Origin of the sequence: Glutamicibacter sp. AOP5-A2-18, assembly GCF_052446055.1 — a bacterium.
In the GTDB taxonomy this organism is placed as follows: domain Bacteria; phylum Actinomycetota; class Actinomycetes; order Actinomycetales; family Micrococcaceae; genus Glutamicibacter.
Genome location: NZ_JBQSVW010000001.1, coordinates 2,679,940 through 2,706,567, shown reverse-complemented (window position 1 = coordinate 2,706,567; position 26,628 = coordinate 2,679,940). Strand labels below are relative to the sequence as shown.

Sequence of the window (26,628 nt, the reverse complement as noted above, 5' to 3'; positions counted from 1 at the left end):
GCGGCATGGTGCGCCGAATCTTTGATGTGCCTCCGCACCAGATCCCTACTGCCGAAAATTGGTTTGCCTTCGGCTCTCGCACACCTCGAAGTCCGCGCCGCGCATCCTCTGTTGCGCTGGTGCACGATTGCGCGAACGGTGTGGAAACTTACCTGACCTATCGGCCAGGCGGCTCACCGTTGGGCAACGTAGCCTTTCCTGGCGGTAGCCACGAGGCCAGTGACCGAGCAACTTACCAATGGTTCGGCCCAAGTCTTTCTCAGTGGTCCAAGCGCATGGACGTGCTGGATCAGCAATTAGTACAGGCCTACATTGTCTGTGCCATCCGTGAGCTGTTCGAAGAGACCGGCATCTTACTAGCCGGCACCGATGAACAGTCCATTGTCGAGATGACCGACCCTGATGACTGGATGAGTGCTCGGGAAGCCATCGCGGTCCAGGACTTATCCTTTGATGAATTTCTTCGCCGTCGCGGACTAGGACTACGCACCGATTTGTTGCGCCCGGTCTCGCACTGGCTCAGCCCAAACTTTGCGTTGCGCAGATTTGATACTTGGTACTTCGCGGCCACCGTTCCCACTCGCCAAGAACCGACGTTGCTTCGTGGCAAAGGAAAATGGGCCCGCTGGAATGTTGCCAAACAAGTTCTCGCCGGCCGTGAGAGCGCCGCGTTAGGGGACCTTGTAGGCCAGCCCAACACCGTAGGGCTTAATCTTTCGCAGATTAGTTACCCCGCAGTGGAGCTGATCCTTGAAGCCATGTCGGATGCCAACGGAGTTGTGGCTTACCTTTCGCGGTCCAGAGCCTTGGACCTAAAACACCCAGACTTGCTGGTGCGCGATGGAATCCACTATCTGGAAGTGCTCGGCTCAATGAGCGCTGAGTCATCGCGACCTTGGCAGGCTCTGGCCGGTCACTAAAGAACTAGAGTTAAACACAAAGGCCGAATATCCATGACGGATATTCGGCCTTTGTACTAAGTGCGTTTAGCGTGAACGCTGACGCAGACGCTGGATGTCTAGAATCACGACAGCGCGTGCTTCTAGGCGGAGCCAGCCGCGCTGTACAAATTCAGCCAATGCCTTGTTTACGGTTTCACGCGATGCGCCAACCAGCTGAGCGAGCTCTTCCTGGGTTAGCTCGTGAGCTACCAGGATGCCGTCAGTTGCTGGGCGGCCGAAGCGATCAGCCAAATCCAGCAGAGCCTTGGCAACACGGCCAGGAACGTCGGAGAAGACTAGGTCCGCTAGGGACTCGTTGGTGCGACGCAAGCGAGCAGCCAGAGCCTGCAGCAATTGGATCGAGACCTCAGGGGAGTTCAGGATCGCCTTGCGCATGTTCTCGTGGCTTAGACCTGCAAGTCGGGTTTCCGACACAGCAGTCGCCGTAGCGTTGCGTGGGTGTGGATCGAATAGGGCCATTTCGCCAAACAGTTCGCCTGGGCCAAGAACAGCAATCAGGTTTTCGCGACCATCCGAAGAGGTGCGACCCAGCTTAATCTTGCCCGAAACGATGAAGTACAGACGGTCGCCTTGATCGCCTTCACGGAACACCGATGCACCGCGAGACAGATCAACCTCGGTCAATTCTTCGGTCAACGCGGTAAATACTTCATCACCAAGCGACGCAAACAGTGGCGCGCGACGCAGTACCTCGATATCCATTAAATCTCCTGTCAACAGTAGTAGGCGCTTACTTCATTGTGCCGTATTCAGTAACAATGTGACAGTTTCCACACGTGGTTTTACCAAGAAAATGTTGAACGTCACGCTCATCAGGTCAAAACTCGCGGATATGCTCGCAGAAATCCATCAGCTTCTAAGGGTACCTTGGGTTAATACAAAGTAAATGAACGCATTGGAGTCTTGGTGCTCGGAATTTTCAGCTGGCTCGACATAGTCATCTGTGCAGTTTTACTGATCTTTTTCATCATCGGACTCCGCCGAGGTTTTCTTCTAACCGTCGGTGACATGGTGGGCCTCATTCTTGGAGGTGTTGCCGCGTTCTTTGCCATCCCCTTGGTTTCAACCTTTGCCACTAATCCGTGGTGGCGTGTTGGGCTGATGGTCGCCACCGCAGCGGTGCTGATCATCCTTGGCCAAGCTCTAGGCAGGGTTATCGCCACACGCATTCGGCACTGGATGAATGTCGATTTTTTGCGTTCAGCTGATCGCTTTGCCGGCGGTGTGCTTTCCGTGGTCATTAGCGCCACGATCATTGGTGGTCTGGCGTTTTCCACCTCCAGCATGGGCATTCCGCAGTTATCCATGGAGATTGGTAAGTCAGGGATGATTACCGCTATCCGCTCGGCGACTCCGCAGTTTGTGAACTCAGCAATTTCCAGCGCACGTTCTAAAGTGATCGCTGAAACCTTGCCGGCCTTCCTGGATCCGTTTGCACCGCAGGTTGATCAGCCGGTGGACCACAATTGGCAGGCCACTGACTTGCAGCGCGCCGCTTCCGAATCAGCTGCCAAAGTCTCGGGCACCGCAGTTCAATGTGGTGTGAACCTAACCGGCTCCGGGTTTGTCGTGGCACCAGAAATGGTCATGACAAATGCTCACGTGGTCGCAGGCTTGGGCTCAGCAACAGTAGAAACCGGTCGTAATGAAGTTCACCGCGGAAACGTCGTTTACTTTGATCCTGAGACCGATATTGCTTTGCTTTATGTCGAAGGTTTACAGACCCCGGCCATCGACTTGGCACCTGATGAGCTCACTCGCGGCGACGCCGCAGCCTTCATCGGCTACCCAGCCGGTGGTCCGCAGCAAATCCGCAGTGCCGTCATCGCTTCCCGAGCCAACGTGTCTATCGCGAATATCTACGGTGAAGATCCAGGACGGATCTCGGTCTACCAGCTCAGCGCCCAAGTAGCTCAGGGTAATTCTGGCGGACCGCTGCTAGACGAAGAAGGCGAAGCCGTTGGCCTGATCTTCGCTAAGTCACGCAGCGATGATCAGGTCGGCTTCGCACTGAGCCTGGACGAAATGGAAAACGCGATGGAGCTTGGTGGCTCGAATCGAACCTCGGTGAGCACCGGGGACTGCATCGCCAACTAGCTGTGTTGACTGTTTACTTGCTCAGGAGGTGCACCAGTTGCTCAACGGCCAGCTTGTAACCATTAACGCCGGCTCCCACAATGATCGAGCTTGCTACCGGTGAGATGTAAGAGTGGTGGCGGAATGCCTCACGCTGATGCACGTTGGAAATGTGCACCTCGATGGTTGGAAGCTCCACACCGCTGAGTGCGTCGGCAATGGCTACCGAGGTGTGGGTGAAGGCGCCAGGATTCATGACGATACCGGCGGCAGTGCTGCGTGCTTCGTGGATCGCATCTATGAGTACACCCTCATGGTTGGACTGCAAGGTGCGCAATTCATATCCGTGGGCCGCCGCGGTGTCGCGGGCCAGCTGTTCAACGTCAGCCAAGGTGTCGTGTCCGTAAATCTTGGGTTCGCGAGTACCGAGCAAGTTCAGGTTTGGTCCGTTGAGTAGCAAGATGGTGCGCGATGCGTTGTCAGTCATGGACTCAAATCTATTACATCCTCACGCATTCGTTGCCCAACCTTTATTGATGAACGAGAAAACGCCACCGCCGTGGAGAACAATGTTGTTGTTCTCCACGGCGGTGGCGTCGAAATATTTCTGGATTACTTACCCATGGACTGGGCGATCTGACTCATGACGGTGGAATCCGAGAGAGTTGTTGCATCGCCAACTTCACGACCTTCAGCCACGTCCTTGAGCAGACGGCGCATGATCTTGCCTGAACGTGTCTTAGGTAGTTCAGGAACCACCAACACGTGCTTCGGCTTGGCGATCGGTCCAATGTCCTTACCAACGTGGTTGCGCAAGGTAGCCACAACGTCTTCACCTTCAGCAGGCTCGGTTTGCAAGATGACAAAGGCAACTACAGCTTCACCGGTGGTGTCATCCTTAGCACCAACAACAGCTGCCTCAGCCACATATGGGTGGGCAACCAAGGAAGACTCGATCTCGGTGGTGGACAGGCGATGTCCGGACACGTTCATCACGTCATCCACACGACCGAGCAACCAGATGTCACCGTCTTCATCCTTCTTAGCGCCGTCGCCGGCAAAGTACATGTTCTCGAAGCGGGACCAGTAGGTCTCCTTGTAGCGGTCCATGTCGCCCCAGATGCCACGCAGCATCGATGGCCACGGTTCGCGGATGACCAAGAAGCCACCCTCGCCATCGCCGACCGATTCACCGGCTTCATCAACTACATCAATGCTGATACCTGGCACCGCTACTTGAGCCGAACCTGGCTTGGTATTGGTGACGCCGGGCAGGGGAGCGATCATGTGGGCGCCGGTTTCGGTCTGCCACCAGGTGTCCACGATCGGCGTTGGGTTTTCTTTGAGTTCACCGTTTTTGCCGTTGTTGGTGCCGATGACCTCGCGGTACCACATCCAAGCTTCTGGGTTGATTGGTTCACCAACCGAGCCCAGCACCCGCAGCGAAGACAGATCAAATCCATCGGGAATGGAACGACCCCACTTCATGAAGGTACGGATAGCGGTTGGCGCGGTGTAAAGAATGGAGACCCCATACTTTTCCACCAGTTCCCACCAGCGGCCCTGGTGCGGAGTGTCCGGGGTGCCTTCATACATCAGCTGGGTGGCACCATTGATCAGCGGCGCATAGGTGACATAGGAGTGACCGGTGATCCAGCCAATGTCCGCGGTGCACCAGTACACGTCAGTTTCTGGATGCAGGTCGAAGGTATCGCGGTGAGTGACCGCACCCTGGGTGAGGAATCCGCCCGTGGTGTGCACGATGCCCTTTGGCTTGCCGGTGGTGCCCGAGGTGTAAAGCACAAACAGTGGGTGCTCGGAATCGTGTGGCACCGCGGTGTGCTCGGTGGAGGCCTCGTCGACAACTTCGTGCCACCACTTATCCAGTGGGCCCAACTCCACTGGTTCGCCGTTGCGCTTAACGACCAAGACGTTCTGCACGGTGTGGCCCGGAGCAGTCAGTGCACCGTCCACGGCAGGCTTCAGTGGGGAAGGCTTGCCGCGACGCCAGGTGCCGTCGGCGGTGACAACCAATTTTGCGTCCGCGTCATCGATGCGGCTGCGTAGCGCGTCGGCGGAGAATCCACCGAAGACCACTGAGTGGATTGCGCCGATGCGTGCGCAGGCGAGCATGGTGATGACCGCTTCAGGGATCATCGGCAGGTACACGGCAACACGGTCACCCTTGGCAACACCCAAGGATTCAAAAGCGTTGGCAGCCTTTTTGACCTCTTCGGTCAGCTGGGCGTAGGTGTAGGTGCGGGTGTCGCCCGGTTCGCCTTCAAAGTAGATGGCCACACGATCGCCCAGACCGTTTTCGACGTGACGGTCCAGTGCGTTGTATGCCGCGTTGAGCTTGCCCCCGACAAACCACTTGGAAACCGGTGCTTCACTCCAGTCCAAGGTCTGCGTGAAATCGGTGTCCCAGGTAAGTACCTTGCGCGCCTGATCAGCCCAATATTGCAGGCGGTCAGCGTTGGCCGCCTCATAGCTGGCCGAGGTGGCTACGGCTTGGTCACTGAACTCTTTGCTCGGAGCAAAGGCACGGTCTTCGTGTGACAGGTTGCCTAGGGTTTTTGAATCGCTCACGGGCTTCGTTTCCTTCCGTGTAAACATAAATATTCTCTGTGATCAAAGTTACATCCTTATAAGGCTTTGGAGGTGAATTGTGTTCTCGAACAGGGAGAAAGAGTGTGATTTCTGCGCTCAACGGTCAGCTCACAGCGATGAACAGCAACTAACCACGGTGTCCCACAGTGAAAACACGGCCCGCACATGACACGATCTATCCGTGGCGAAAAAACCAAAATTGGAAACTGAACTGGGGCTCAAGCGTCGAGCGCGCAAAATTAATCGGGTGCTGGCGCAGACCTATCCCTATGCGGTCCCGGAACTCGACTTTGAAAACCCCTTCGAGTTGTTGGTGGCGACGGTGCTCTCAGCGCAAACCACCGACGTGCGGGTCAACGCGATCACCCCGGCGCTCTTTGCACGTTTCCCGGATGCGCTGGCAATGAGCCAAGCGGAGCGAAGCGAGATCGAAGCGCTGATTAGGTCCACCGGGTTCTTCCGGGCAAAAACCGATTCCTTACTGGGGCTTTCCGCGGCACTGGTCGAGCGCCACAGCGGACAGGTTCCACCCAAGCTCGAAGAACTCATCAAGCTTCCCGGAGTCGGACGTAAGACCGCCAACGTGGTGCTAGGCAATGCCTTTGGCGTGCCTGGAATTACCGTTGATACCCACTTTGGTCGTTTGGCCAACCGCTTTGGGTGGAGTGACGAAACCGATCCAGTCAAGCTGGAACACGCGGTAGGAGCACTCTTCGAAAAGCGGGACTGGACCATGCTCAGCCACCGCGTAGTTTTCCACGGTCGGCGCATCTGTCACGCTCGCAAACCCGCCTGCGGAGTATGCCCGGTGGCCTCCTTGTGCCCCTCGTATGGAATCGGCGAGGAAATACCCGCCAAGGCTAGACAGTTGCTTAAGTATGAGCTCGCACCGGGGCGCGAAGACCTGCTGGCAAAGATGCAGGCAGGCGCCACTCGCCGGCAGCTGCGGGAGCAAGGATATGGATTGGACGCATGAGCGCACGTAGTGAACTGAAGCAGGTTATTGCCAAGATTCAAGCCAAGGTTGGTGCGGCCCAGAAGCTGCCCAAGGAATGGATTGAACTTGATCTTGACGCCGGGCCTGCCCGCAAAGCAGCGGTGCTAATTCTTTTTGGCGCCACCGGTGACGGTTCTTTAGCCCAGGACACGAGCGCTAGAGATCTGGATCTGCTTTTTGTTGAGCGGGCCACCACCTTACGCAAACATGCTGGACAGATTGCCTTCCCAGGCGGTGGCATTGATCCTGAAGATTCGGGCGCCACCGGTGCTGCGTTACGCGAAGCGTGGGAAGAGACAGGGGTAGATACCAGCGGCATTGAAGTGTTGGGAAACCTTGCAGAGACCGAACTGCCGGTCTCAAACTTCTTAGTCACCCCGGTGATCGGTTGGTGGCATGCCGAGTCCAAAGTTCACGCAGTAGATCCTGGCGAGAGCGCTGGTGTTTTCCGTGCACCGGTCGCCGAATTACTGGATCCAAAAAATCGGCTGACTGGCGTTGTTCAGCGCGGAGGACAGAAATTCAGCTCACCGGCCTTCCAGTTTGGTGAACGGATCATCTGGGGCTTCACCGCTATCGTCTTGGACCGACTGTTCACAGATCTGGGCTGGACCAAAAACTGGGATACCCGGCGCGAACTACAAATGAACTAGCGGCTCAACCTTTATTTGGCTTCCCCGTAGTTGCCATTAATGGCCACGCTGACGGGGAAGTATGGTGAAGCGGATCCAAACAGGGTACGCCCTGCGAGCATCGCAGCGTGCCGGACCAACTCCTGCAGCTGATCAGCCATTTCAATCGGGCATTCAAAAACGATCTCATCGTGAACAAAAAATACTTGTTTGCACACTGAATCCCAGCCGGCGGTGTGGATCAGATGACGGGCATGACCCATCCACACCAGCGCCCATTCGGCCGCGGTGGCTTGCACTACGAAGTTTCGGGTAAATCGGCCCCGGGAGCGAGCAGCTGCGTCGGCTGCACGTTGTGAACCTTCATCAGCGGTATCTCGTTGCGCCCGCATCCACGCATCATCGGCCGGTGGGCAACCACGGCCCAAGAAGCTGCGCACACCTTGGCCCTGTTCGCCGGCTTGGGCAGCCTGCTCAACAAATTTCATGGCGGTAGGAAAACTGCGGGTCAACGCCGCACCCACGGTGCCCGAAGCACCGCCGCCGCCACCATAAATGACCGAGAGCATCCCCAATTTGGCTTCTTGGCGGGTGGAGACCAACTTGGCATCAAGCAACCATTGGTACAGGTCATCTTGCTGCCCAGCCTTTTGCAACTGTTGATCGTTGGAGATCGCCGCCAAAATACGTGGTTCCAGTTGCCGGCCATCAGCCACCACAAAGGTCCGGCCCGCAGTGGTTCGAACGACCTGGCGGATAGCGTGGGGAAGCTGCAAAGCTCCGCCACCTGAAGCAGCCCAGCGCCCCGAAGCCACAGTGCCAAGAACATAATGTGGATGGAAGCGAGAGTTTTTCACCCACTGATCCAGCCACGCGTCCCCATGGCTGCTGGCGAGTCGAGCCAGTTTTTTGTATTCCAAAACCTGGCTCATCAACGGGTGATTGATCTGCTCAAGTTCCCAAGCCCGCACCGAACGCACCGCAAATCCAGCCTTGTGCAATGCGCGCAAGAGTTCTTGCGGGGAGTCAGGATTGAGCCCCGGGGTGTTCAGGGCAGAAGCCAACTCCTGAGCCTTGGCCGCGAGCTTTGGCGGGCGCGAATAGTCGGTGACCCGTTCGCCTAACTGTTCACGCAATAGTGCACGGTGTTCGGACTCATCCCATGAAAGCCCTGCTGCTTCCATCTCGCAGGCAATCAGCGCACCCACCGACTCAGCGTGAACTAGTAGTTCAAGGCGTCGTCGGGCACTAGGATCAGCTGGCATCGCTTGGCGTTGCTGGGTGTAGAGCGCGATGAGATCTTCCAAAGACTCACCGGAGGAAGGAGCGGCAAAGAGCGCGTCCTGATTAAAGCGGTCGGAGGAAGAAGGCGGACGTTCAAGATCAAAATCGGGGATAACTTCAGAAGCTAGGGGAGTGCGGTGCATGATGCGCTGCGCCAAGGAAAGGATGTACGCCTTAGCCAGATACACCCCGGCGGCCACCAAAGGTGTCATCCACGGATCGGTGCGCAGCATGGCCCAGCGCGGTTGAAGCTCGGCCTCGGTAGTAGCAATAACGCTGACAAAGTCTTCACGAGTGACCGCGGTGGTTGGCTTGAGTGAGACTCCGGTTTCGGACTCACGGATTTCAATCAGGGCGTAGCCTTCAGGATCGGAAGCAATAAAGGCGATGGCACTCATAGCTCCATTGTGCCGTGCCAGCATCAGATATCCCCAGTTGGCTCCGGGGCTTGTACGTACTTCTTTGCCTGATGCCACGCTCGAAGCATGAAATGGCTAACTGACACCACAGTGGGACCCCAGTCTCAACGAACTGATCGCTTTGTGATCACCAAGCTTGATAACCCGGTGGGAACACCTGCCCCTGAACCAAGCCAGCTGCCTGACATCAATAGGGGCAACGAACCGGTGTGCACCATCGTGAGCAACGATCCGAAAATTATTGAGATCTGTGCGGCCATCGCCGTCGGCGCGGCCGTGCGCATCATTCAATGTACGGAACCTGCATCGCTATCTCTGGGGATCGCGGGCCCGGTGCTCTGGGGTAGTGATATGGCGATAGTTGCCGGCCACCATAATTATCCGGTTGATGTTTTGGTGGGGCTAGAACCTGATGCATCCCATCTGTGGGCGCTAGCAAGCCGCATTCCCAAAGCCCGCGTTGCGCTGTTGCCCTCGGCCGGTCAATGGCTCGGAGAGTATCTAGGCTTGTGGGCCATGCGCGCCGGTCACGGCCACACCTTGGCTGTTTCCGCCACAGCTGGGGGACTGGGAACAACCACGCTGGCCATGTTATTGGCTCACGCTGGAACACTGAGCGGATTACGTAGCGTTTTGATTGATTTAGACCCACATTCACAAAGCCTGTGGCCATGTATTACCACCAGAGCGCCAGTAGGGGTTGGGTGGGAAGAATTGGTGAAGTCCGGCGGAGCACTCGCTGCCCACCAGCTTGCAGAGACGCTGCCAAAACTACGCGAGACTTCGGTACTCACCTGGTCACAGGCTAATGAACACGAAGTATTGGAAGAACAACTACTCATCAGACTTCTCGCCGCAGCGCGCCAAGGGTTCGACTTTGTGGTGCTAGATACCGGCCGGGCGGTTCATCCTCAGCAAGAGATCATCAACCAATTTCTAGACCGCCACGTGTTTGCTGCCAACAACACCACCATTCCCAAAACGGGGGAAACGGTGCTGTGCGGCGAGTCGCGTTTGCGCAGATCTACAGAAGATCACGCGCAGATACTCGGATCGTTCCCCCTCAATAGCAGGATCATCAAAGCCACTGGGCGCGGGGAACTACTTGATTGCTTCAAATCCCGCACCTTGCGACAAGGACTAGCGGATTTTTGCTTGATCCCACAAGTTCAGGAGCAACGCTCATGAGTTCAGGACGCCACAGCAAAGACGGCACCATGGTGGCCACCGGCCATGTGTTGGATGCAAAAATCCTTGAATCAGTACGCGAAAGGGCGCTGCTCTCCGGTGGACAACTTGATGCCATCGCGTTGGCCGGTGCAGTTCATGATTCGGGAGCAGCCTTGGGTGCACAAGGTGCAGCGCAGTCTTTAGAAATTCTGCAACACGAAGTTGCCGGACTGTCGATTCTTGAACCATTCGCGCGCATCCCGGATGTCACCGACGTTTTAGTAGACGGACAAGGCCAGGTATGGACGGATTCCCCACGAGGCTTAGAGCTCACCGATTTTAGCTTCTCTTCAGCTGAACAAGTCCGTGAGCTTGCAGTTCACTTAGCTACCTTGGCTGGGCGGAGACTAGATTCGGCCAGTCCGTTTATGGACATGAGCCTGAAAAACTATCGCGTTCATGCAGTGCTTCCACCTATCGCTGCCACGGGACCGCTGATTTCAATCCGTGTAAAACACAGCACACAGCTGGGGCTGACCGAAGTGCTGCAACATTCTCTGGGCTTCTGGGATCCGCTCTTGCGTGCCATCGCCACCCAACAAATGAACTTCTTGGTCACCGGAGGAACAGGTAGCGGAAAGACCACCTTGCTTCAGGCAATGCTGGCCGAGGTAGGAGCACAACAACGCCTAATCATAGTTGAGGACTCTCAAGAGCTGCAGGTGAATCATCCCCACGCAGTCTCCCTACAAACTAGGGCAGCCAACGTGGAATCGGCCGGACTGGTAGAACTCAAAGATCTGGTCATCCAAGCACTGCGAATGCGTCCAGACAGATTGATCGTAGGGGAGTGCCGCGGCGAAGAAATCAGAGACTTCCTCGCAGCAATGAATACCGGACATCAAGGAGCCGCTGGCACCCTGCACGCAAATAATCCAGAGTCGGTTCCTGCCCGCTTGGCAGCACTGGGAGCCCTGGCTGGGTGGAGCGTTCAGGCAACCTCACTTCAAGCGTCCAGTGCGTTGGACCTGATCATCCATCTCAGCCGAGGAGAGCACGGACGCCGTGGACCAGTGGCACTAGGAACTCTAGAAACCGATGAGTCAGGACGCATGTTCATGCACACCCTGATTGATCTGCACAGCACCGACCCCATGCCAGAAAAGGCTCGGGCGGTGCTGGAGAAAAAGTTCGGAGCTAAGCTCATGTTCAAGATCTGCGCGGACTTGAATCAGTCCATGGCTGTAGGGCAACGGCCATGCTGATCCTTATCTGTTGCGCCATGGCACTGGCCCTAGGGATTCCCGCACATCAAAGTGAGCAGCATCAGCCCGCTCAAGTCTGGAGAAGGTGGAAGAAGAGCAGCCAAGGGGCCCATCAAAAGAATCTGGCCTTGAGCGAAGACGCGCGCGTTATTCGAGAACTCTCGGCACTGCTACGAAGCGGCGTGGGTTTCTATCCAGCGTTGGAGGCCCTGCTTGAAGTTGAAGAAAACACAGGCAATATTGCCCAAGCGTTAAAGGGCTTGCAGGCAACTCATCGGTTGAACAACCAGCCCGGCAACGAATCCGTATCGCTCAGCCGAAGTGGGCATCCGGCGGTTCAACGATTGCATTGGTGCCTGAAAATTTCTGAACGCAGCGGCGCTAGTTTGGCCGAAGTCCTTGAACGGCTAGCCGAGGATCTGGAATCAGCGTTGGTAGCTCAGCAATCCTTTGATGCAGCGATGGCCGGACCGAAAGCCACCACCAAGTTACTCACTTGGCTTCCCTTGGTTGGGTTCGTCTTCGGGTTACTCGTAGGCATCGACGTGATCGGAACAATCATTTCCTCATGGGCAGCCCAGTTGAGCGTAGCCGTCGGCGTAGGGCTCTGGGTTTTGAATAGATTCTGGTGTCAACGACTCCTGCACTCAACCTCAGCGCAGGCACTGTCATGAACACACTCATCTTGTTATCCGCAGCGCTCGCCGGACTTCTTAGCCTCGGCACCGGGATTACTGCGCGAATGTCTGCTCGATTGATACCACCAGAAGGGCCATCCAAGCGTCGTGACGCCCAGCAGCCCATCGAATTAGTCCTTGATTTGAGCGCCAGCCTGCTGGATGCAGGTATGCCTATTACGGAGATCTTGGACTTGCTTGGCAGCAATATAGAGCAGTGCACCGTTTTGCGAAGCGTCGCTCGGTGTCTGGAAATGAATCTCGCGTGGGATAAGGCATGGGAAGCCGCACCCCAATGGCTTGCGCCACTGCGCAAAGCACTGCTCTTCGCTCATACGACCGGTGCTCCGGCAGCTAATCTGCTGCGTAATACTGCCGCCCTTCAACGTCGAGAACACTCGCAAAAGGTGGCACGTCTCGGAGCACAGTTCGCGACGAAACTTGTTCTGCCCCTGGGTGCCTGTGCCTTGCCCGCTTTCATCGCGTTGGGCGTTGTGCCTCTGATCATCGCGCTGTTTCCCAGCCTCTAGATTGCCTGACGAGATGTTCATAAGAGTTATACCCAGATCGTTTGCAACTAGCTCAAGAACTTTACCGACTAGCTGAGAGTGAAGATACACCGTTGGCAGCGACAAAGCCGCCAACAACTATCACTGAGAAAGGTGAAAACAATGAACGGACAGTTCCGCGAAATCATGGACCAGCTGAAGGACGAGCAGGGTTCCACAACCGCCGAGTTTGCTATGGTCACCCTGGCCGCTGTGGCATTCGCCGGCTTGCTGATCAGCATCCTATCCAGCGGCGATGTACGTGGAATGCTGATGGGTCTGATCAGCAAAGCCCTGTCGCTGTAGGCCATGAAACTCAGCGATGAATCAGGAAGTAGCACCGCAGAATTTGCGGTGCTGCTTCCGGCGGTTGTGTTGATGCTCTCGCTCTTGCTGTGTTTAGGAGTCCTTGGGATCCAACAAATCCAAGTTCAACAGGCAGCCGGGGCTATGGCTAGGGAATTGGCCCGCGGCGAAGATGGAGCAACAGCAAGAGCCAGCGGAGTCAGGTTGGCTGGAAATCAGGCCAGATTCGTCATATCTAGTGGCGGTGGATTGTCGAAGGTGACGGTCAGCAAATCGGTGCAAATCCCCATCGTTGGCAGCGTGCAGATTCATGGCCAAGCAAGTGTTGCCGTTGAAAGAAGCAGCCAATGATAAACATTCGAGATGAGCAAGGCAGCGGCGCTGTAGTGACCACGGCATTGGTGATCATTGCCTTGCTCCTGACTGGGGCGCTACTGACTTGGGTAGCCGCCGTCCACGCGGCAATGACTGCTGCCTCGGCCGCTGATCTAGCTGCCTTGGCCGGGGCCGATACGGCGCGAGGACTGCGCCCGGGAGATCCTTGTGGCGTGGCAGGAGAACTGGCAAACGCTAACAAGGCCCAGTTGGAATCGTGCTTGGTTGAAGCCGACGGGCAAACCGTGATGGTCACTGCCAAAGTCCCCATCGCTTCCCAAATTATGGGCTTCGAAATCTATGCGGCGAAAGCCACGGCCCGCGCCGGAGCACCACCACTGGATCAGCCCTAAGCAGAGGGGAGAGATATGAGCCGGGTACTAGCGGTGGTGTCGAGGCTCGACATCGTCCAAGACGGCGCTGAGCAGCAAGATGGCTCCGACCTTGTCCAAAGGGTTATTGCGATTGCCGCACTTGGGGGATTGGACGCAGCTCGGGCAACCATATTGGCATTCGCAAGCATCAATAGCGTCTCTGGTAGCTCGAACCCAATCGGTGAACCGTTCAAATCCGCGCTCGGCAAATCCTGCCCCGCCAGGCTGAGCATCATAAACAAAGATAGTCGGTTCACCGGTGTCCATATGCAGGGCAGTAGAAACTCCGCCAATATCCCAGCGATCACTGGTGGCCACCAGTGGCAACAAACCGATCATGGCGTGTTCTGCGGCGTGAAGTGCACCGGGAAATTGATCCACGGTTAGACCGGCGCGCAGCAGTCGTTGCTCGGTCAACGTGAACCAGATTGACTTGGTATTCAGATCACGGGCTTCAAGTTCCAGAGGTTCTTCTGAAAGAACTTCATTAGATGCCACGGACTTTTTTTGGAATGAAACGACCTGGGTGGTCACGGTGACTTCACCAAAGTAAATGTTCAGCTCACGATGGCTACTTTTACGTTCTTCAGAATCGATGGCAACCGTAGTGAGGTCTCTCGCCGTGGTGTAGTAATCCGGGTTTACTCTGCTAACGACAACAACATGATTTTGTTCATCGAGTTCTTCCACATGGTAGCTGGCCCCTTGATGCACATAGATGGCACCGGGGTGCGCCTGATAGTGCGTCTGAGGAGAATCCATGGTTCCCAAAAGTGCGCCAGTTTCAGCATCAATAATGTCCACCGGCCCGCCACCGTCAGCGCGAATAGAGAACATCGCGGCCGCATGCTGCGGGTGGGTCCAGAACCAGCCGGCAGGTCGGCGCCGCAAGTAGCCTCGCTGAACTAAAGATTCGAGAAGTTCTTCAGTCTTCGGGCCGAAAAGTTCCAGCTCTTCGGGACGCAACGGGGATTCTTGGGCGGCAGCACACAAGTGTCCGCTCAGTACGTACTTATTGTGTGGATCAAAAACTGTAGCTTCGACACCCAAATCAAAGATGGATTCCGGATGATGAGCAAGATAGGTATCCAACGGATCTTCGGCGGCAACAAAAATGGCCAAGGCATCTTGACCCGAGCGGCCCGCTCGACCAATCTGCTGGAAGAACGATGCTCTGGTACCTGGCCATCCGGCAACGACGACCGCATCAAGACCTGCGATATCGATGCCGAGCTCCAAGGCCGAAGTTGAGGTGACTCCCAGAAGCTCTCCACTTCGTAACTGCCGCTCAACTTCTCGACGTTCCGTCGGTAGATAGCCCGAACGATAGGCAGCCAAACGAACCGAGAGCTCTGGTGCGAAGCGTTCAAGGTGTTTACGTGTCAGTGTTGCTATGGTTTCGGCGCCACGTCGAGACTTGATGAAAACGATGGTGCGTACGTGATCTGCCATCAAGTCGGTGAGGATTGACGCGCTCTCAGCAATGGCAGTTCTGCGAACCGGGGCACCGTTTTCACCCTTATGCTCGGTCAACGGAGGTTCCCACAAGCCGATGACTAGTTCGCCACTGGACGAAAAATCATGGACTACCGCCTTGGCGGGTGCCCCGATGAGCCGCCCAAAAGATTCTTCTGGATCGGAGCTTGTTGCCGAGGCACCGATGAACACCGGTGTGCTTCCGTAGTGCTCACAGATTCGACGCAAACGGCGTAACAGGTTAGCTACATGGGCTCCGAAGACGCCGCGGTAGGAATGGGCTTCATCGATCACGATGTAGCGCAGACGCTTGAAGAACCGTGACCACGCTGGATGGTTGGGCATGATCCCGCGGTGCAACATATCAGGATTGGTGAAAACAAAATTGGCGTGCTGACGGACCCAAGCGCGCGTGGCCTGATCAGTATCGCCGTCGTAGGGAGCTGCACGGACACCGGGAACATCCAAAGCTTGAACCGCAGAGAGCTGATCAGCCGCCAAGGCTTTGGTAGGGCAGATGTAGAGGATGGACGCTGCAGAATCAGCATCATTAAATCCGCTGTCTCGCGCCCTGAACAGCACGTCCAAACTTGGCATCAGGTAGGCCATCGATTTACCCGAGGCGGTGCCGGTCGACACGATGGTGTGCTGCCCCTCATGGATGAGGTTGGCAGCTTGCGCTTGGTGCAACCACGGCTTTTGAATGCCTAAGCCTTGGAAAGTTTCGATCAGTTCAGTGCTGAGCCATTGCGGCCAGTCGCTGGTCACTTCATCTTTGGCTGGCCTTGAACGACGATGAAGAACCGCATCCGGATCATTAGTCCGATCATACGGATCCAGCAGGGAACGCACTGACTTCACGTGGACGCCTTTCGGAACCAAAAATTGCTGAAGTTAAAGACTATCGCCGTACCCAACACTTTGATGCGTCGGATACGGCGAAAGAAAAATACTAGATAGTTCAGGCTTTGAACATGACAACTTTGCCTAGGGAAGTCCAGCCCAGTGAAGCGTAAAGCTGCTGGCCGTCAACCGAAGCAATGAGCAGGCCTTCGTCCACGTCGTGTTCCTGAGCCAAAGAGGCCAGAGCACGCATAATCAAGGTACCCAGGCCAAGGCGACGGAAGTCTGCACCGGTGATGATGCGGTCAAAAATTGCCACACCATTAACGGCCGACACGTGACCTGAGGCGGCCACTACTTCTTGGTTGTCCTCGGGGTGCAAGGAAACATAAGCGTGGGTGCCATCGCGTTCAATCTGGAAGACAAAGCCATCAATGGGCAACGGTACTTCAACGTCGTGCACGGCAAGTTCAGTCACCATGAGTGCTTCGTCGTCGGCAGTAACCTGTAGGCCAACCTCGCTGGCGATGGCGACCAAATTTTCGGCCGAATCATCAAACGCGGTAAGGCGACGGTTAGGGTGTTTTTTTAGAGTTTCGGCGACTGCAGCCAGTTCCTCTTTAGACGGGCCATAGATCACGTATTCCCAGTCTTCGGTGGTGTCGTGACGCAGGGCAGCATGGACTCGTCCCTCATTGCGAGTTTCGTAGCCACGGGCGCCAGCCCAGCCGGTGACCCAGGTGCCGATCAGTTCATCGCTTGCGTTTGATGCCATAATTTGACCCTACCTTGTCTTTCCTAGGAATTTGCTGATGTCGACCTAATCGTTGCCTAGTTGAAACTCTTGGACCACCGGACCACTGGAAATTTCGCGACGAATCAGTGTGACGTTGCTCTTTTACTCGGCGTTTCGCGACCAAAAGCTACTAATATTGTATGGTGGCCATTCATCGCATAGTTCTGTATTACGCATTTACTCCGCTTCCTGACCCAGAGGCAATTCGCCTGTGGCAACGTTCACTGTTGGAACGTTGGGGACTACGCGGACGCATCATCATCTCCAAGCAAGGTATTAACGGTACCGTCGGTGGCGAGATCTCGGCTGTTAAGGCTTACGTCAAAGCCACCCGCGAACTTCCTGCCTTCAAAAAAATGGACATCAAGTGGTCCGAAGGCTCCGCAGAAGACTTCCCACGTATTTCGGTCAAGGTCCGCGACGAGATCGTCACCTTCGGTGCGCCCGGCGAACTGGAAGTAGACGAAAACGGTGTTGTTGGTGGCGGAACCCACCTGCGCCCCGAGGAACTTCACGAGTTGGTAGACACCAAGAAGAAGTCCGGCGAAAAGGTGCACTTCTTTGACGGACGAAACGCCTTCGAAGCGCAGATCGGTAAGTTCAAGGACGCTATCGTTCCTGAAGTTGATACCACGCGTGACTTTGTAGCCGAACTTGATTCGGGCAAGTACGACCACCTCAAGGGCCAGCCGGTAGTTACCTACTGCACCGGTGGCATCCGTTGCGAAGTACTCTCAGCGCTGATGGTTAAGCGCGGCTTCCAAGAGGTGTACCAGATGCAAGGCGGCATCGTTCGTTACGGCGAAAAGTATGCGGATGAAGGCCTGTGGGAAGGATCCCTCTATGTCTTCGACAAGCGTATGCACACCGAGTTCTCGGAAGATGCCGTAACCATCGGCAAGTGCGTTGGCTGTCAGGGACCAACCAACAAGTTTGAAAACTGCTCAAACCCAACCTGCCGTAACCTGCGCCTGTTCTGCGAGGACTGCGCACAAGATGAGCAGCTACGTCGCTGCCCAGATTGCAACAGCGTGGATGCCTAAGCGCATCTCATAAAGAGGCTCGGCACCAATTTCTCGCGAAGTTGGTGCCGAGCTTTTTCTATTTGGCAGCCACCGGCCATAATCCGGTCGATGCATCGCGTACCTCGGATTCTTCAACCTCGGTGCGATAGATCTTCAGACCGCGGGCCAGATAGTTAGGCAGCGCAGCGGGCGAATCGAGCGAGCACGTATGCAGCCACACCCGGGAGACCTCAGGTAAAGCAGGCCACCGGCTTGCTAAGCGCCACGCTTGAGTCAAAGCTCGGTCAAGTAAAACTCCGCCGAGTCCCTGGCCCGTGGCATCAGGGAAAAGTCCGAAGTAAAAGATCTCCACTTCGCTTCCACCCTGCCCGGCTTCGGTGACCAGCTCGAAGTAACCGCGTGGTGCGCCGCCCCGATAGAGGACCCACGTTTCAGAACCAGGACGTATCAGAACTTCGTTCCACACTTCCCTTGTCGAATCCAACCGGTCAGTCCAATTTAGTTCGCTGCCTACGCTTTGGTAGAGGAAGCGTGAGAATTCTGGGGTGATCTGCTCAACCTGTTCAATTCGTGCGTCGCTGGGAAGGGTCTTGGTGGAGCCGATGAGCTCATCCGAGGACAGCTGCTGAAGGAAGGTAACAGTCACTTGAGTCATGCCCACATCCTATTCGGGGCAGGGCGAATCAAGCTATCTGCGCACAGTTGCGTGACTGAGTAGACTTGAAGATGTGAATGCCGCTGAATTTTCTGCCCTGGACGATACCCCTCAAAGTTCCGATCAAACCTTGATTGACTTGCTAGTCAAAGACTTGGATGACCTCGGATATAGCTACGAAATCGTCGTCGAGTTGATCGGTGAAGAAGCGGCCTCCGCATTTGCCCGGGACCAAATTCACCCGGCCTTGCGAATACTAGATCGCCAAATACCTGATTCGCCTTTGGCATCTGTGATCCGGCTCTTCCAGTTGGGCCAAACCGTATCTGAATCCGCGATCAATCAGGCGTTTAGCCATGTGAAAGTGGAAGGTCTGATCAAACTCGGCCTTATCGATGCGTGGGCCAGTGGTTTCCGTGCCACCATCGCCTTGGCGCTGCATTCCTCAGACGTGGACGGTGAGCTGTGGGTGGCTCATGACCTTGGTGCACATCAGCGCCCAGGTGTATTGCGCACTGACCACGTATTGGGAATTGGCCAAGCATCGCTGACACTGGCACAGCTGACAATTCGAGCCGACGTTCAACGGGCTTTGGACCTTGGCACCGGTTGCGGAATCCAGCTCTTCCACCTGCTGTCTCATGCACAACATGTCACGGCAACTGACCTTTCGGCTCGCGCCTTGGGCTTTGCCCGATTCAATCTGTTGCTCAACCACCGGGCGCTGAAGCTTGACCCACAGAATCTTGAAGCTCGTGTGACGCTGTTGCAGGGGAGCCTCTTCGAACCGGTAGCCGGGCAGAGCTTTGAACTGATCGCTAGCAATCCACCGTTTGTGATCACCCCTCGCAGTTCTAACGAGCGAGCCAAAGACCGATTCACTTATCGTGATGGCGGCATGGCTGGAGACAACCTGGTGAGCACGCTCATTGAGCAGGCACCGCAGTTCCTGACTCCTGGCGGTTCGCTGCAGATGCTCTCTAACTGGGAGATTCCTCGCATAGATGACGAGTCGGATGCTTCGTGGGATACACGAGTTCGCCAATGGTTCGCAGAAGACCTGGACGTCTGGGTCATTGAACGTGAGCAGACTACCCCCAGTGGTTATGCCGAAACGTGGCTACGGGACTCTTCACAGACCGAAGACTCAAGCTCCTATATTGCCGCTTACAACGCGTACCTTGATGATTTTGAATCCCGTGCCGTAGCTGCGGTGGGCTTCGGGTTGGTCTACTTCCGCAAGCCGGTAGACGGCCATCGGGTCTTACAAAGTTATGAGCAGATCACCCACCAGGTGGAGCAGCCGCTGGCCCCGACTTTGCAGCGCGATATCGCCATGGCTGATGAACTGGCAGCCGCAGGAGAAGATTTTAAAAACTGGCACCTACTGGTGGCCGAAGACGTGACCGAAGAGCGCCATCAGCGTCCCGGAGCTGAGCATCCTGGGGTGATTTTGCTTCGCCAAGGTGCGGGTCTGCGTAGAACCGAACTCCTTGATACTGCACAAGCCGGATTTGTTTCTGCCTGCGACGGTGATTTGTCCGTAAATCAACTAGTCAACGCGCTAGATTCGCTGATCGGTGAGGGCGAGGAAGACTTTGCGGAACGGCTTTATGAAGCAGTGAAGCGCCTCTTGCTACACGGTATGCTTCGTAAAATGTGAAACAAGCGCTAAAGTTCTTGCCTATGACACGCGACACAATAGAGGAGCAGGCTCCTGCAGCCGCGACCCAGGAGAGCGAATTTCCACAGGTCGTCTCCATTACGGACCCACAGGCCATTCGTGCTTTGGCCCATGACGCGCGACTAATCGTTTTGGATGAGCTCTTTGCCTCGCAGACTACTCGCACTGCAACTGAACTCGCATCGCTGTGTGATCTAACGCCTAACGCCATGAGCTATCACTTGCGTGCGCTTGAAAAATACGGGTATGTGATCCGTGCAGCAAGCGAAGGTGATGCCCGCGAGCGTAGGTGGCGTGCGGCCGGTGAACGGTTGGAACTGAACACTCAGATCGACTCATCTAACGCCAAGACTGCATATCTAAACGTGCAATTAAACGCATTTAGAACACGGTTGAACGCCGAAGTTCAGCGACGCCAAAATGAAGCGAACGCAGGAATCACCCCAGATCCTGATCGCCCACCTATGCTCACTAGCGGTTTGGTCTTCCTTTCTGAAGATAAACAGCGTGAGTTCAATCGCAGAATGTTGGACCTTGTCTACGAGTACGAGGCGAAAGCTACTGCTGAGGAACGAAGCATTGACTCCCGTCGTATGTTCTACTTAATCTCGTTGCTTCCCGAATATCAGAGTTCCGGTGAAGCAGCGTTGTAAAAAGCCTCACTCAAACCACGGTTATCCCTCGGTGTAAGATCGTCGGGAAATGTGGCTATAGAGTAGGCACAAAGAACGAAGCTGCGATGGCGGACTGATTCGGTGTCTAAATAAGACTCCTAAAGTCCGGACTGTTTAAAAGGAGTGCTGTGCCCCCCAAGGCCAAAGAAAAGACTGGTAAGAAACTCGTTATCGTGGAGTCTCCTGCCAAGGTGAAGTCGATCGCCAAGTATTTGGGCGAGGGCTTTGACGTTGATGCATCGGTGGGGCACATTCGCGATCTTCCACAGCCATCAGAACTACCAACCGAGTTGAAGAAGACGTCGGTGGGCAAGTTTGCTGTTGATTTGGATAATGACTTTGAGCCTTACTACATGGTCTATCCAGACAAGAAAAAGCGCGTTTCAGAACTGAAAGCCAAGCTTAAAGAAGCTGACGAACTTTACCTCGCAACCGATGCGGACCGCGAAGGCGAAGCCATCGCGTGGCACCTGTTGCAGGTGCTTAAGCCCAAAGTTCCAGTACGTCGTCTGGCCTTCACCGAAATCACCAAGGAAGGTATTTCTCGCGCACTGGAAAACATGCGCGACTTGGATACGGACCTCGTTGATGCCCAGGAAACCCGTCGTGTTTTGGACCGTCTGTACGGTTACGAGATCTCGCCGGTACTGTGGCGCAAGGTAGCTCGTGGCCTGTCTGCAGGTCGTGTGCAGTCTGTGGCTACTCGTCTGGTTGTTGAGCGTGAACGCGAACGTATGGCGTTCATCCCGGCTGGATACTGGAACGTGAAAGGCAACTTTGCCACTAAAGAAGGCGAAGGCTTCGAAGCGAAGCTCGCTGCCGTTGACGGCGCCCGCGTGGCCTCGGGCCGTGACTTTGATGACCGCGGTGTACTAAAGGCAACTCGCAACAAGCTCGCTCACCTGGATCAAGAATCGGCTCAGTCGCTGGTTACCAATCTTTCCGACACTGACTTTGCTGTCACCTCGGTTGAAGATAAGCCGTACACACGTCGTCCGGCCGCACCATTTACCACTTCCACGTTGCAGCAGGAAGCCTCGCGCAAGTTGCGCTGGAGCTCCAAGCTGACCATGCAGATCGCTCAGCGCCTGTATGAAAACGGTTATATCACCTACATGCGTACGGACTCGGTCTTCCTCTCGCAGGAAGCAACCACCGCCGCACGCAAGCAGGCCACCGAACTTTATGGTGCCGACTCGGTGCCAGCCAAGCCACGTGTTTACAAGGCCAAGTCCGATGCTGCACAGGAAGCTCACGAAGCGATCCGTCCAGCCGGTGACATGTTCCGTCGTCCCAAGGATGTGCGTTCCTCGCTGTCCAAGGATGAAAACGCACTCTACGAGCTGATCTGGAAGCGCACCGTTGCTTCGCAGATGGCAGATGCCAAGGGCTTCACCGCCACCATCAAGCTTCAGGGCACCGCTAGTGATAGCCGCGTTGCTGAATTCTCGGCCTCCGGTACCGTCATTACCTTCCGCGGATTCCTTTCCGCCTACGAAGAAGGCAAGGACGAGCAGGCTATTGAAGCTGCTGCCGCTGACGCGGAGGCACGCCTGCCACAGCTGAGTGTCGGACAGTACTTGGCAGGAGATGAGCTTCTGGCCTTGGGCCACGAAACTTCGCCGCCAGCTCGCTACACCGAAGCTTCGATTGTTGCTGAGTTGGAAAAGCGCGAAATTGGTCGCCCTTCAACCTACGCACCAACGATCTCCACCATCATGGATCGCGGCTACGTCACCAAGCGTGGCGGAGCTTTGGTTCCTAGCTGGATTGCTTTCTCTGTTATTCGTTTGCTCGAAGAGCATTTCGCTAAGTACGTTGACTACGATTTCACCGCACGGTTGGAAGATGACCTCGATGAAATCGCTAAGGGTCAGCGCGCTCGTAGCGATTGGCTGAACCTCTTCTACTTCGGCAAGGGCGCAGAGTCTGAATCCGAAGGCCTGAAGCATGTTGTCGATAACCTCGGTGACATCGATGCGCGTGCCATCAACTCCATCCCGGTCACCGATGACATCACTTTGCGTGTGGGCAAGTTCGGTCCTTACCTTGAACGCGCCATACCAGAAGGCGCTGAAGAAGGTACCGAGCCACAGCGCGCCAACGTGCCTGAAGATTTGGCACCGGACGAGCTGACTGCACAGAAGGCTGAAGAGCTCTTTGCTACTTCGCAGGTCTCGGAAAACGAACTGGGCACTGACCCAGAAACGGGCCGTGCGATTGTGGCCAAGGATGGTCGCTATGGCGCCTACGTCACGGAGATCATTCCAGAGCCTACGGCCGAAGATTTGGCTGCGCAGCCTGTGGAGTACTACAAGAATGGCAAGCCAAAGCCACCTAAGAAGCCGGTCAAACTTAAGCCTCGCACCGCATCACTATTCAAGAGCATGACCGTTGAGACGGTGACCTTGGATGATGCGTTGAAACTGATGAGTTTGCCACGCGTGCTGGGTGCAGATGCTGAGGGCGAAGAGATCACCGTGCAGAACGGTCGCTTTGGTCCATACCTGAAGAAGGGTAGCGATTCGCGCTCAATTGAGAGCGAAGATCAGATCTTCACCATCACTTTGGATGAAGCTTTGGAGATCTACTCGCAGCCAAAGCAACGTGGTCGCCGTGCTGCTGTTCCGCCACTGGCAGAGTTCGGTGCGGATCCGACAAGCGAAAAGAACATCGTGGTCAAGGATGGTCGTTTCGGTCCTTATATCACCGATGGGATTACCAACATCACCGTTCCGCGAGGAACGTCGTTGGAGGAGCTGACTCGCGAGCAGGCTATCGAATTGCTGGCAGACAAGCGCGCCCGCGGCCCGGTAAAACGTACCGCGAAGAAGGCGCCAGCGAAGAAGGCTCCGGCCAAGAAAGCCACCGCCAAGAAGGCGCCAGCAAAGAAGACTACGACCAAAAAGACGACCGCAAAAAAGACTGATTAGAATTTTTTGCTCGGCCAAATGAGGAGCGCACCATGCGACTAGGTGTACTGGATATCGGTTCGAATACCGTTCACCTTTTGCTCGTCGACGCATACCCAGGAGCCCGACCGGTTCCCTATGCATCGCACAAGCGTCCACTGTCCTTGGTGCGCTACCTCAACGAATACGGTGCCATCACCGAAGAGGGCCAGCAAGAGCTGATTTCATTTATTGATGAAGCAGTGAAATTTGCTGGAAGCCATCAGGTGGAAGACTTTATGGCCTTCTGTACATCGGCTATTCGTGAATCTTCCAACGGTGCCAGTGTGCTGGAACGAGTCAAAACTCAGACCGGTGTGAGCTTGATGGAACTATCCGGTGAAGAAGAAGCCGGCATGACCTTCTACTCGGTACGTCGTTGGTTTGGTTGGTCTTCGGAATCTATCCTCAACCTGGATATGGGTGGCGGTTCGTTAGAGCTGGCCTATGGCACCGACGAATTCCCACAGGCCGCATTCTCGGTGCCTTTGGGTGCCGGACGCCTGACTCGTGAATGGCTGCCGAATGACTTGCCGTCGATCAAAGAGGTCAAGGAATTGCGTACCTATGTACGCGACGTCCTGAATGACCCTTCGACCGAGCTGCGCCAATACGGAAAACCAACGTTGGCCACGGCAACATCTAAAACTTTCCGTTCATTGGCCCGCATCACCGGAGCTGCTCCGAGTGATGAAGGTCCGTACGTGAAACGTGTACTCAACCGTGACGCGCTAAAGCTCTGGACTAACCGTCTGACAGCGATGAGCTGGGCCGAGCGAGCCGAGCTGCCAGGGGTCTCAGAGATCCGTGCACCGCAGTTGTTAGCTGGCGCCATTGTGGCTCACGAAGCGATGAGCGCGTTGAAGCTGAAATCCATCCGAATCTGCCCATGGGCAATTCGTGAAGGATTGATGCTGCGCCGTTTTGATCACGTGATGTTTGCTTCAGCGACACCGCTCAGTAGTAGCGTGGGTGTGGGAGAAGTACCCTTGGCTTATGAAAAAGACCAGTTCTTGAAAGAGCCAAGTAGCTAGAGTTTCTCAGTGATACAGGTGCCCTTGAACTAGGGCGCCACCGTAACAGGAGGCAGGGGCATGGAAGACCAGAAGAGTTCTCACCGGGTGCCGGTCACCTTGTCCAGCGCGTCCGTCTACCCGCTATCGGTCCATGACGCGTTCGCTATGGCCAAAGACGTGGGATATGACGGCATTGAGGTCCTGATTACCGGAAATGCTGCAAGCCAGTCCGCTGACGCGCTCAAAAAATTGATGGATAAGTACCAACTGCCCATTATGGCCATCCACGCACCGACCCTGTTGTTGACTCAGCAGGTGTGGGGTTCGGCCTGGGCCAAAGTGGAACGCTCGGTCATCCTGGCTCAAGCAGTGGGCGCCAGCGTCGTAGTGGCACACCCGCCATTCAGATGGCAGGGCACCTACGCTGAAGGCTTCGCCGATGGTGTCCAGCGTCTGGTTGATACCACCGGGATGAAAATCGCCGTGGAGAATATGTACCCGTGGCGCGCCCGAGGCCGCGAGGCAAAAATGTACTTGCCGCACTGGAACCCAGTTCCGCAAAATTACCAACACGTCACGTGGGACTTCTCCCACGCTGCCATTGCCAATACCGATTCACGCCAAGCCGTGGAGGACCTCGGTGAGCGATTAACCCACGTGCACCTTTGCGACGGTCTTGATAACGGTAAAGACGAGCACTTGGTACCGGGCCTAGGAACACAGCGCGTGGCCGAAACCTTGCAGTATTTGCGGGACGTTCAGTGGTCAGGAACCATGGCGGTTGAAGTCTCCACGCGCAAGGCAAAGAATGCCGGCCAAAAAGAAGAGTGGCTGGGAAAGACCCTTGAATTTGCTCGTGAGCACTTATCTGCAAGCTCCGAGCGCGACCCAATGAAACAATGAACTTATGAGTGAAGCAACAAAGAACCTAAAACTGTCCTTCCTCGGCACCGGATCCATGAATGGTGCCATCCTTCGCGGCATTGTCGCTTCAGGCCACGATCCCAAGCTGATCACCGCCACCATCCGTAGCGACAAGCGAGCTGCAGAACTTCGCGAACTAGGCATCAACGTGCTGGTTAGCGAAGAAGACTCATCGGCCAATGCTAAGGCTGCCGCCGACTCCGACATCATTTTCCTGGGTGTAAAGCCAGTAGGAATTACTGACTTGTGTGAAGAGATTTCCGAATCCCTCACCGCAGAAAAGGTTGTCGTTTCAGTCGCTGCCGCCATCACCCTGGCAAGCATGCAGGCACACTTGCCTGCTGACCAGCCGGTGATTCGCTCCATGCCAAACACCCCATTGATGGTTGGCGCAGGCGTAGTTGGCTTGAGCCCAGCTCAAAGCGTGAGCGAAACGCAGACCAAACTTGTCAGCGACCTACTTTCAGGTTCCGGCGACGTTCACGTCATCGATGAGTCCCAGCAAAATGCACTCTCCGCGATTTCAGGATCAGGCCCTGCCTACGCCTTCTACCTGGCTGAAGCCATGGCTAACGCCGGTGTAGCGATGGGTCTGGATGAAAAGCTATCCATCGATCTGGCCCGAGCCACCGTTGCCGGTGCCGGCAAGATGCTTTCTGATCCGAACGCTAACCCGGGTGAGCTGCGCAAGGCTGTGACCAGCCCTAAGGGCACCACCGAGCAGGCCATCCTTACTTTTGATGAGCAGGGTATCCCAAAGATTATTGCTGCGGGCACCCAGGCTGCTGCTGCACGTGCGGCCAAGCTCAGCGAGGAACTAGGCTAATCGCCGTTTCTTTTTACAACTAAAGATGAGTGAGGCCGGTACCCCTAAGGGGTACCGGCCTCT

Annotated in this window: 25 protein-coding genes; 18 read left to right on the top strand and 7 right to left on the bottom strand. The window is 55.6% G+C overall.

Annotated elements, in window-relative coordinates:
• Positions 1-5: 5 nt before the first annotated feature.
• The gene (locus tag ACT3RW_RS13010; protein ID WP_444614649.1) at positions 6-920 is read left to right on the top strand and encodes an NUDIX hydrolase; all 915 of its coding nucleotides are present in this window, start codon (positions 6-8) and stop codon (positions 918-920) included.
• 66 nt (positions 921-986) lie between these two features.
• Here ACT3RW_RS13010 and ACT3RW_RS13005 read toward each other — a convergent pair whose 3' ends face one another.
• Entirely contained in the window at positions 987-1,664 is a 678-nt protein-coding gene (locus tag ACT3RW_RS13005) for a Crp/Fnr family transcriptional regulator (protein ID WP_131088916.1), read from the bottom strand.
• A gap of 204 nt (positions 1,665-1,868) precedes the next feature.
• Between ACT3RW_RS13005 and ACT3RW_RS13000 the strand changes: the two genes are divergently transcribed.
• A complete protein-coding gene (locus tag ACT3RW_RS13000) occupies positions 1,869-3,059 on the top strand; it encodes a MarP family serine protease (protein ID WP_262199527.1) in 1,191 nt (396 codons plus the stop codon).
• Between the two features lie 13 nt (positions 3,060-3,072).
• On the opposite strand, the gene aroQ is transcribed toward ACT3RW_RS13000, so the two are convergent.
• Together aroQ and acs are read right to left on the bottom strand one after the other, a co-directional pair.
• Positions 3,073-3,525, bottom strand: coding sequence for a type II 3-dehydroquinate dehydratase (gene aroQ, locus ACT3RW_RS12995; RefSeq protein WP_131088914.1), 453 nt, complete (start codon positions 3,523-3,525; stop codon positions 3,073-3,075).
• Between the two features lie 125 nt (positions 3,526-3,650).
• Positions 3,651-5,654: an acetate--CoA ligase gene (gene acs / locus ACT3RW_RS12990; protein ID WP_444614018.1), complete on the bottom strand. Its 2,004-nt coding sequence runs from the start codon at positions 5,652-5,654 to the stop codon at positions 3,651-3,653.
• A gap of 175 nt (positions 5,655-5,829) precedes the next feature.
• Between acs and nth the strand changes: the two genes are divergently transcribed.
• Together nth and ACT3RW_RS12980 are read left to right on the top strand one after the other, a co-directional pair.
• On the top strand, positions 5,830-6,624 hold the full coding sequence (nth, locus tag ACT3RW_RS12985; protein ID WP_444614017.1) for an endonuclease III: 795 nt from the start codon (positions 5,830-5,832) through the stop codon (positions 6,622-6,624).
• Positions 6,621-7,298 carry an NUDIX hydrolase gene (locus ACT3RW_RS12980; RefSeq protein WP_444614016.1) on the top strand — a complete coding sequence of 226 codons (678 nt, stop codon included), beginning with the start codon at positions 6,621-6,623 and terminating at the stop codon, positions 7,296-7,298. Before nth ends, ACT3RW_RS12980 begins: the two co-directional genes overlap by 4 nt.
• An 11-nt stretch (positions 7,299-7,309) precedes the next feature.
• On the opposite strand, the gene ACT3RW_RS12975 is transcribed toward ACT3RW_RS12980, so the two are convergent.
• Positions 7,310-8,959: a bifunctional 3'-5' exonuclease/DNA polymerase gene (locus tag ACT3RW_RS12975; RefSeq protein WP_444614015.1), complete on the bottom strand. Its 1,650-nt coding sequence runs from the start codon at positions 8,957-8,959 to the stop codon at positions 7,310-7,312.
• Positions 8,960-9,046: 87 nt separating this feature from the next.
• On the opposite strand from ACT3RW_RS12975, the gene ACT3RW_RS12970 reads away from it, so the two are divergent.
• From ACT3RW_RS12970 to ACT3RW_RS12940, 7 genes are all read left to right on the top strand, one after another.
• Positions 9,047-10,168 carry a hypothetical protein gene (locus ACT3RW_RS12970; RefSeq protein WP_444614014.1) on the top strand — a complete coding sequence of 374 codons (1,122 nt, stop codon included), beginning with the start codon at positions 9,047-9,049 and terminating at the stop codon, positions 10,166-10,168.
• A complete protein-coding gene (locus ACT3RW_RS12965; protein WP_444614013.1) occupies positions 10,165-11,415 on the top strand; it encodes a TadA family conjugal transfer-associated ATPase in 1,251 nt (416 codons plus the stop codon). The genes ACT3RW_RS12970 and ACT3RW_RS12965 overlap by 4 nt, the downstream gene beginning before the upstream one ends.
• 128 nt (positions 11,416-11,543) lie before the next feature.
• Entirely contained in the window at positions 11,544-12,089 is a 546-nt protein-coding gene (locus tag ACT3RW_RS12960) for a type II secretion system F family protein (protein ID WP_444614012.1), read from the top strand.
• Positions 12,086-12,622 (top strand): type II secretion system F family protein, encoded by a 537-nt coding sequence (locus ACT3RW_RS12955; RefSeq protein ID WP_444614011.1) that lies wholly within the window; start codon positions 12,086-12,088, stop codon positions 12,620-12,622. The genes ACT3RW_RS12960 and ACT3RW_RS12955 overlap by 4 nt, the downstream gene beginning before the upstream one ends.
• A gap of 141 nt (positions 12,623-12,763) precedes the next feature.
• Entirely contained in the window at positions 12,764-12,946 is a 183-nt protein-coding gene (locus ACT3RW_RS12950; protein WP_131088905.1) for a DUF4244 domain-containing protein, read from the top strand.
• 3 nt (positions 12,947-12,949) lie between these two features.
• Positions 12,950-13,297, top strand: coding sequence for a TadE family type IV pilus minor pilin (locus tag ACT3RW_RS12945; RefSeq protein ID WP_444614010.1), 348 nt, complete (start codon positions 12,950-12,952; stop codon positions 13,295-13,297).
• On the top strand, positions 13,294-13,674 hold the full coding sequence (locus ACT3RW_RS12940) for an Rv3654c family TadE-like protein (RefSeq protein WP_131088903.1): 381 nt from the start codon (positions 13,294-13,296) through the stop codon (positions 13,672-13,674). Before ACT3RW_RS12945 ends, ACT3RW_RS12940 begins: the two co-directional genes overlap by 4 nt.
• Positions 13,675-13,701: 27 nt before the next feature.
• On the opposite strand, the gene ACT3RW_RS12935 is transcribed toward ACT3RW_RS12940, so the two are convergent.
• Positions 13,702-16,032 carry a DEAD/DEAH box helicase gene (locus tag ACT3RW_RS12935; RefSeq protein ID WP_444614009.1) on the bottom strand — a complete coding sequence of 777 codons (2,331 nt, stop codon included), beginning with the start codon at positions 16,030-16,032 and terminating at the stop codon, positions 13,702-13,704.
• Positions 16,033-16,132: 100 nt separating this feature from the next.
• Positions 16,133-16,789, bottom strand: coding sequence for a GNAT family N-acetyltransferase (locus ACT3RW_RS12930; protein WP_444614008.1), 657 nt, complete (start codon positions 16,787-16,789; stop codon positions 16,133-16,135).
• Between the two features lie 164 nt (positions 16,790-16,953).
• Between ACT3RW_RS12930 and trhO the strand changes: the two genes are divergently transcribed.
• A complete protein-coding gene (gene trhO, locus ACT3RW_RS12925) occupies positions 16,954-17,853 on the top strand; it encodes an oxygen-dependent tRNA uridine(34) hydroxylase TrhO (protein ID WP_444614648.1) in 900 nt (299 codons plus the stop codon).
• A 58-nt stretch (positions 17,854-17,911) separates the two neighbouring features.
• On the opposite strand, the gene ACT3RW_RS12920 is transcribed toward trhO, so the two are convergent.
• Entirely contained in the window at positions 17,912-18,490 is a 579-nt protein-coding gene (locus ACT3RW_RS12920) for a GNAT family N-acetyltransferase (RefSeq protein ID WP_444614007.1), read from the bottom strand.
• Positions 18,491-18,563: 73 nt separating this feature from the next.
• On the opposite strand from ACT3RW_RS12920, the gene ACT3RW_RS12915 reads away from it, so the two are divergent.
• The 6 genes from ACT3RW_RS12915 (at position 18,564) to proC (ending at position 26,565) form a co-directional block, all read left to right on the top strand.
• A complete protein-coding gene (locus ACT3RW_RS12915; RefSeq protein WP_444614006.1) occupies positions 18,564-20,153 on the top strand; it encodes a DUF7059 domain-containing protein in 1,590 nt (529 codons plus the stop codon).
• A gap of 23 nt (positions 20,154-20,176) precedes the next feature.
• The gene (locus ACT3RW_RS12910) at positions 20,177-20,827 is read left to right on the top strand and encodes an ArsR/SmtB family transcription factor (protein WP_444614005.1); all 651 of its coding nucleotides are present in this window, start codon (positions 20,177-20,179) and stop codon (positions 20,825-20,827) included.
• Between the two features lie 149 nt (positions 20,828-20,976).
• Complete coding sequence (gene topA, locus ACT3RW_RS12905; RefSeq protein WP_444614004.1) at positions 20,977-23,781, top strand: type I DNA topoisomerase; 2,805 nt, start codon at positions 20,977-20,979, stop codon at positions 23,779-23,781.
• 32 nt (positions 23,782-23,813) lie between these two features.
• Positions 23,814-24,833, top strand: a complete 1,020-nt coding sequence (locus tag ACT3RW_RS12900; protein ID WP_131088895.1) for a Ppx/GppA phosphatase family protein — start codon at positions 23,814-23,816, stop codon at positions 24,831-24,833.
• A 60-nt stretch (positions 24,834-24,893) separates the two neighbouring features.
• Positions 24,894-25,718: a sugar phosphate isomerase/epimerase family protein gene (locus ACT3RW_RS12895; RefSeq protein WP_444614003.1), complete on the top strand. Its 825-nt coding sequence runs from the start codon at positions 24,894-24,896 to the stop codon at positions 25,716-25,718.
• Positions 25,719-25,722: 4 nt separating this feature from the next.
• A complete protein-coding gene (gene proC / locus ACT3RW_RS12890; protein WP_131088893.1) occupies positions 25,723-26,565 on the top strand; it encodes a pyrroline-5-carboxylate reductase in 843 nt (280 codons plus the stop codon).
• The last annotated feature ends 63 nt before the right edge of the window (positions 26,566-26,628 follow it).

Bases quoted from the DNA above. Each gene is read 5' to 3' on its own strand.
- ACT3RW_RS12950 (WP_131088905.1), top strand. From the start codon at position 12,764: ATGAACGGACAGTTCCGCGAAATCATGGACCAGCTGAAGGACGAGCAG.
- ACT3RW_RS13005 (WP_131088916.1), bottom strand. From the start codon at position 1,664: ATGGATATCGAGGTACTGCGTCGCGCGCCACTGTTTGCGTCGCTTGGT.
- ACT3RW_RS12900 (WP_131088895.1), top strand. From the start codon at position 23,814: ATGCGACTAGGTGTACTGGATATCGGTTCGAATACCGTTCACCTTTTG.
- ACT3RW_RS12940 (WP_131088903.1), top strand. From the start codon at position 13,294: ATGATAAACATTCGAGATGAGCAAGGCAGCGGCGCTGTAGTGACCACG.
- ACT3RW_RS12970 (WP_444614014.1), top strand. From the start codon at position 9,047: ATGAAATGGCTAACTGACACCACAGTGGGACCCCAGTCTCAACGAACT.
- ACT3RW_RS12955 (WP_444614011.1), top strand. From the start codon at position 12,086: ATGAACACACTCATCTTGTTATCCGCAGCGCTCGCCGGACTTCTTAGC.
- proC (WP_131088893.1), top strand. From the start codon at position 25,723: ATGAGTGAAGCAACAAAGAACCTAAAACTGTCCTTCCTCGGCACCGGA.
- ACT3RW_RS12930 (WP_444614008.1), bottom strand. From the start codon at position 16,789: ATGGCATCAAACGCAAGCGATGAACTGATCGGCACCTGGGTCACCGGC.
- ACT3RW_RS12920 (WP_444614007.1), bottom strand. From the start codon at position 18,490: ATGACTCAAGTGACTGTTACCTTCCTTCAGCAGCTGTCCTCGGATGAG.
- ACT3RW_RS12895 (WP_444614003.1), top strand. From the start codon at position 24,894: ATGGAAGACCAGAAGAGTTCTCACCGGGTGCCGGTCACCTTGTCCAGC.
- ACT3RW_RS13010 (WP_444614649.1), top strand. From the start codon at position 6: ATGGTGCGCCGAATCTTTGATGTGCCTCCGCACCAGATCCCTACTGCC.
- ACT3RW_RS12975 (WP_444614015.1), bottom strand. From the start codon at position 8,959: ATGAGTGCCATCGCCTTTATTGCTTCCGATCCTGAAGGCTACGCCCTG.
- ACT3RW_RS12945 (WP_444614010.1), top strand. From the start codon at position 12,950: ATGAAACTCAGCGATGAATCAGGAAGTAGCACCGCAGAATTTGCGGTG.
- ACT3RW_RS12980 (WP_444614016.1), top strand. From the start codon at position 6,621: ATGAGCGCACGTAGTGAACTGAAGCAGGTTATTGCCAAGATTCAAGCC.
- aroQ (WP_131088914.1), bottom strand. From the start codon at position 3,525: ATGACTGACAACGCATCGCGCACCATCTTGCTACTCAACGGACCAAAC.
- acs (WP_444614018.1), bottom strand. From the start codon at position 5,654: ATGTTTACACGGAAGGAAACGAAGCCCGTGAGCGATTCAAAAACCCTA.
- ACT3RW_RS12910 (WP_444614005.1), top strand. From the start codon at position 20,177: ATGACACGCGACACAATAGAGGAGCAGGCTCCTGCAGCCGCGACCCAG.
- ACT3RW_RS12965 (WP_444614013.1), top strand. From the start codon at position 10,165: ATGAGTTCAGGACGCCACAGCAAAGACGGCACCATGGTGGCCACCGGC.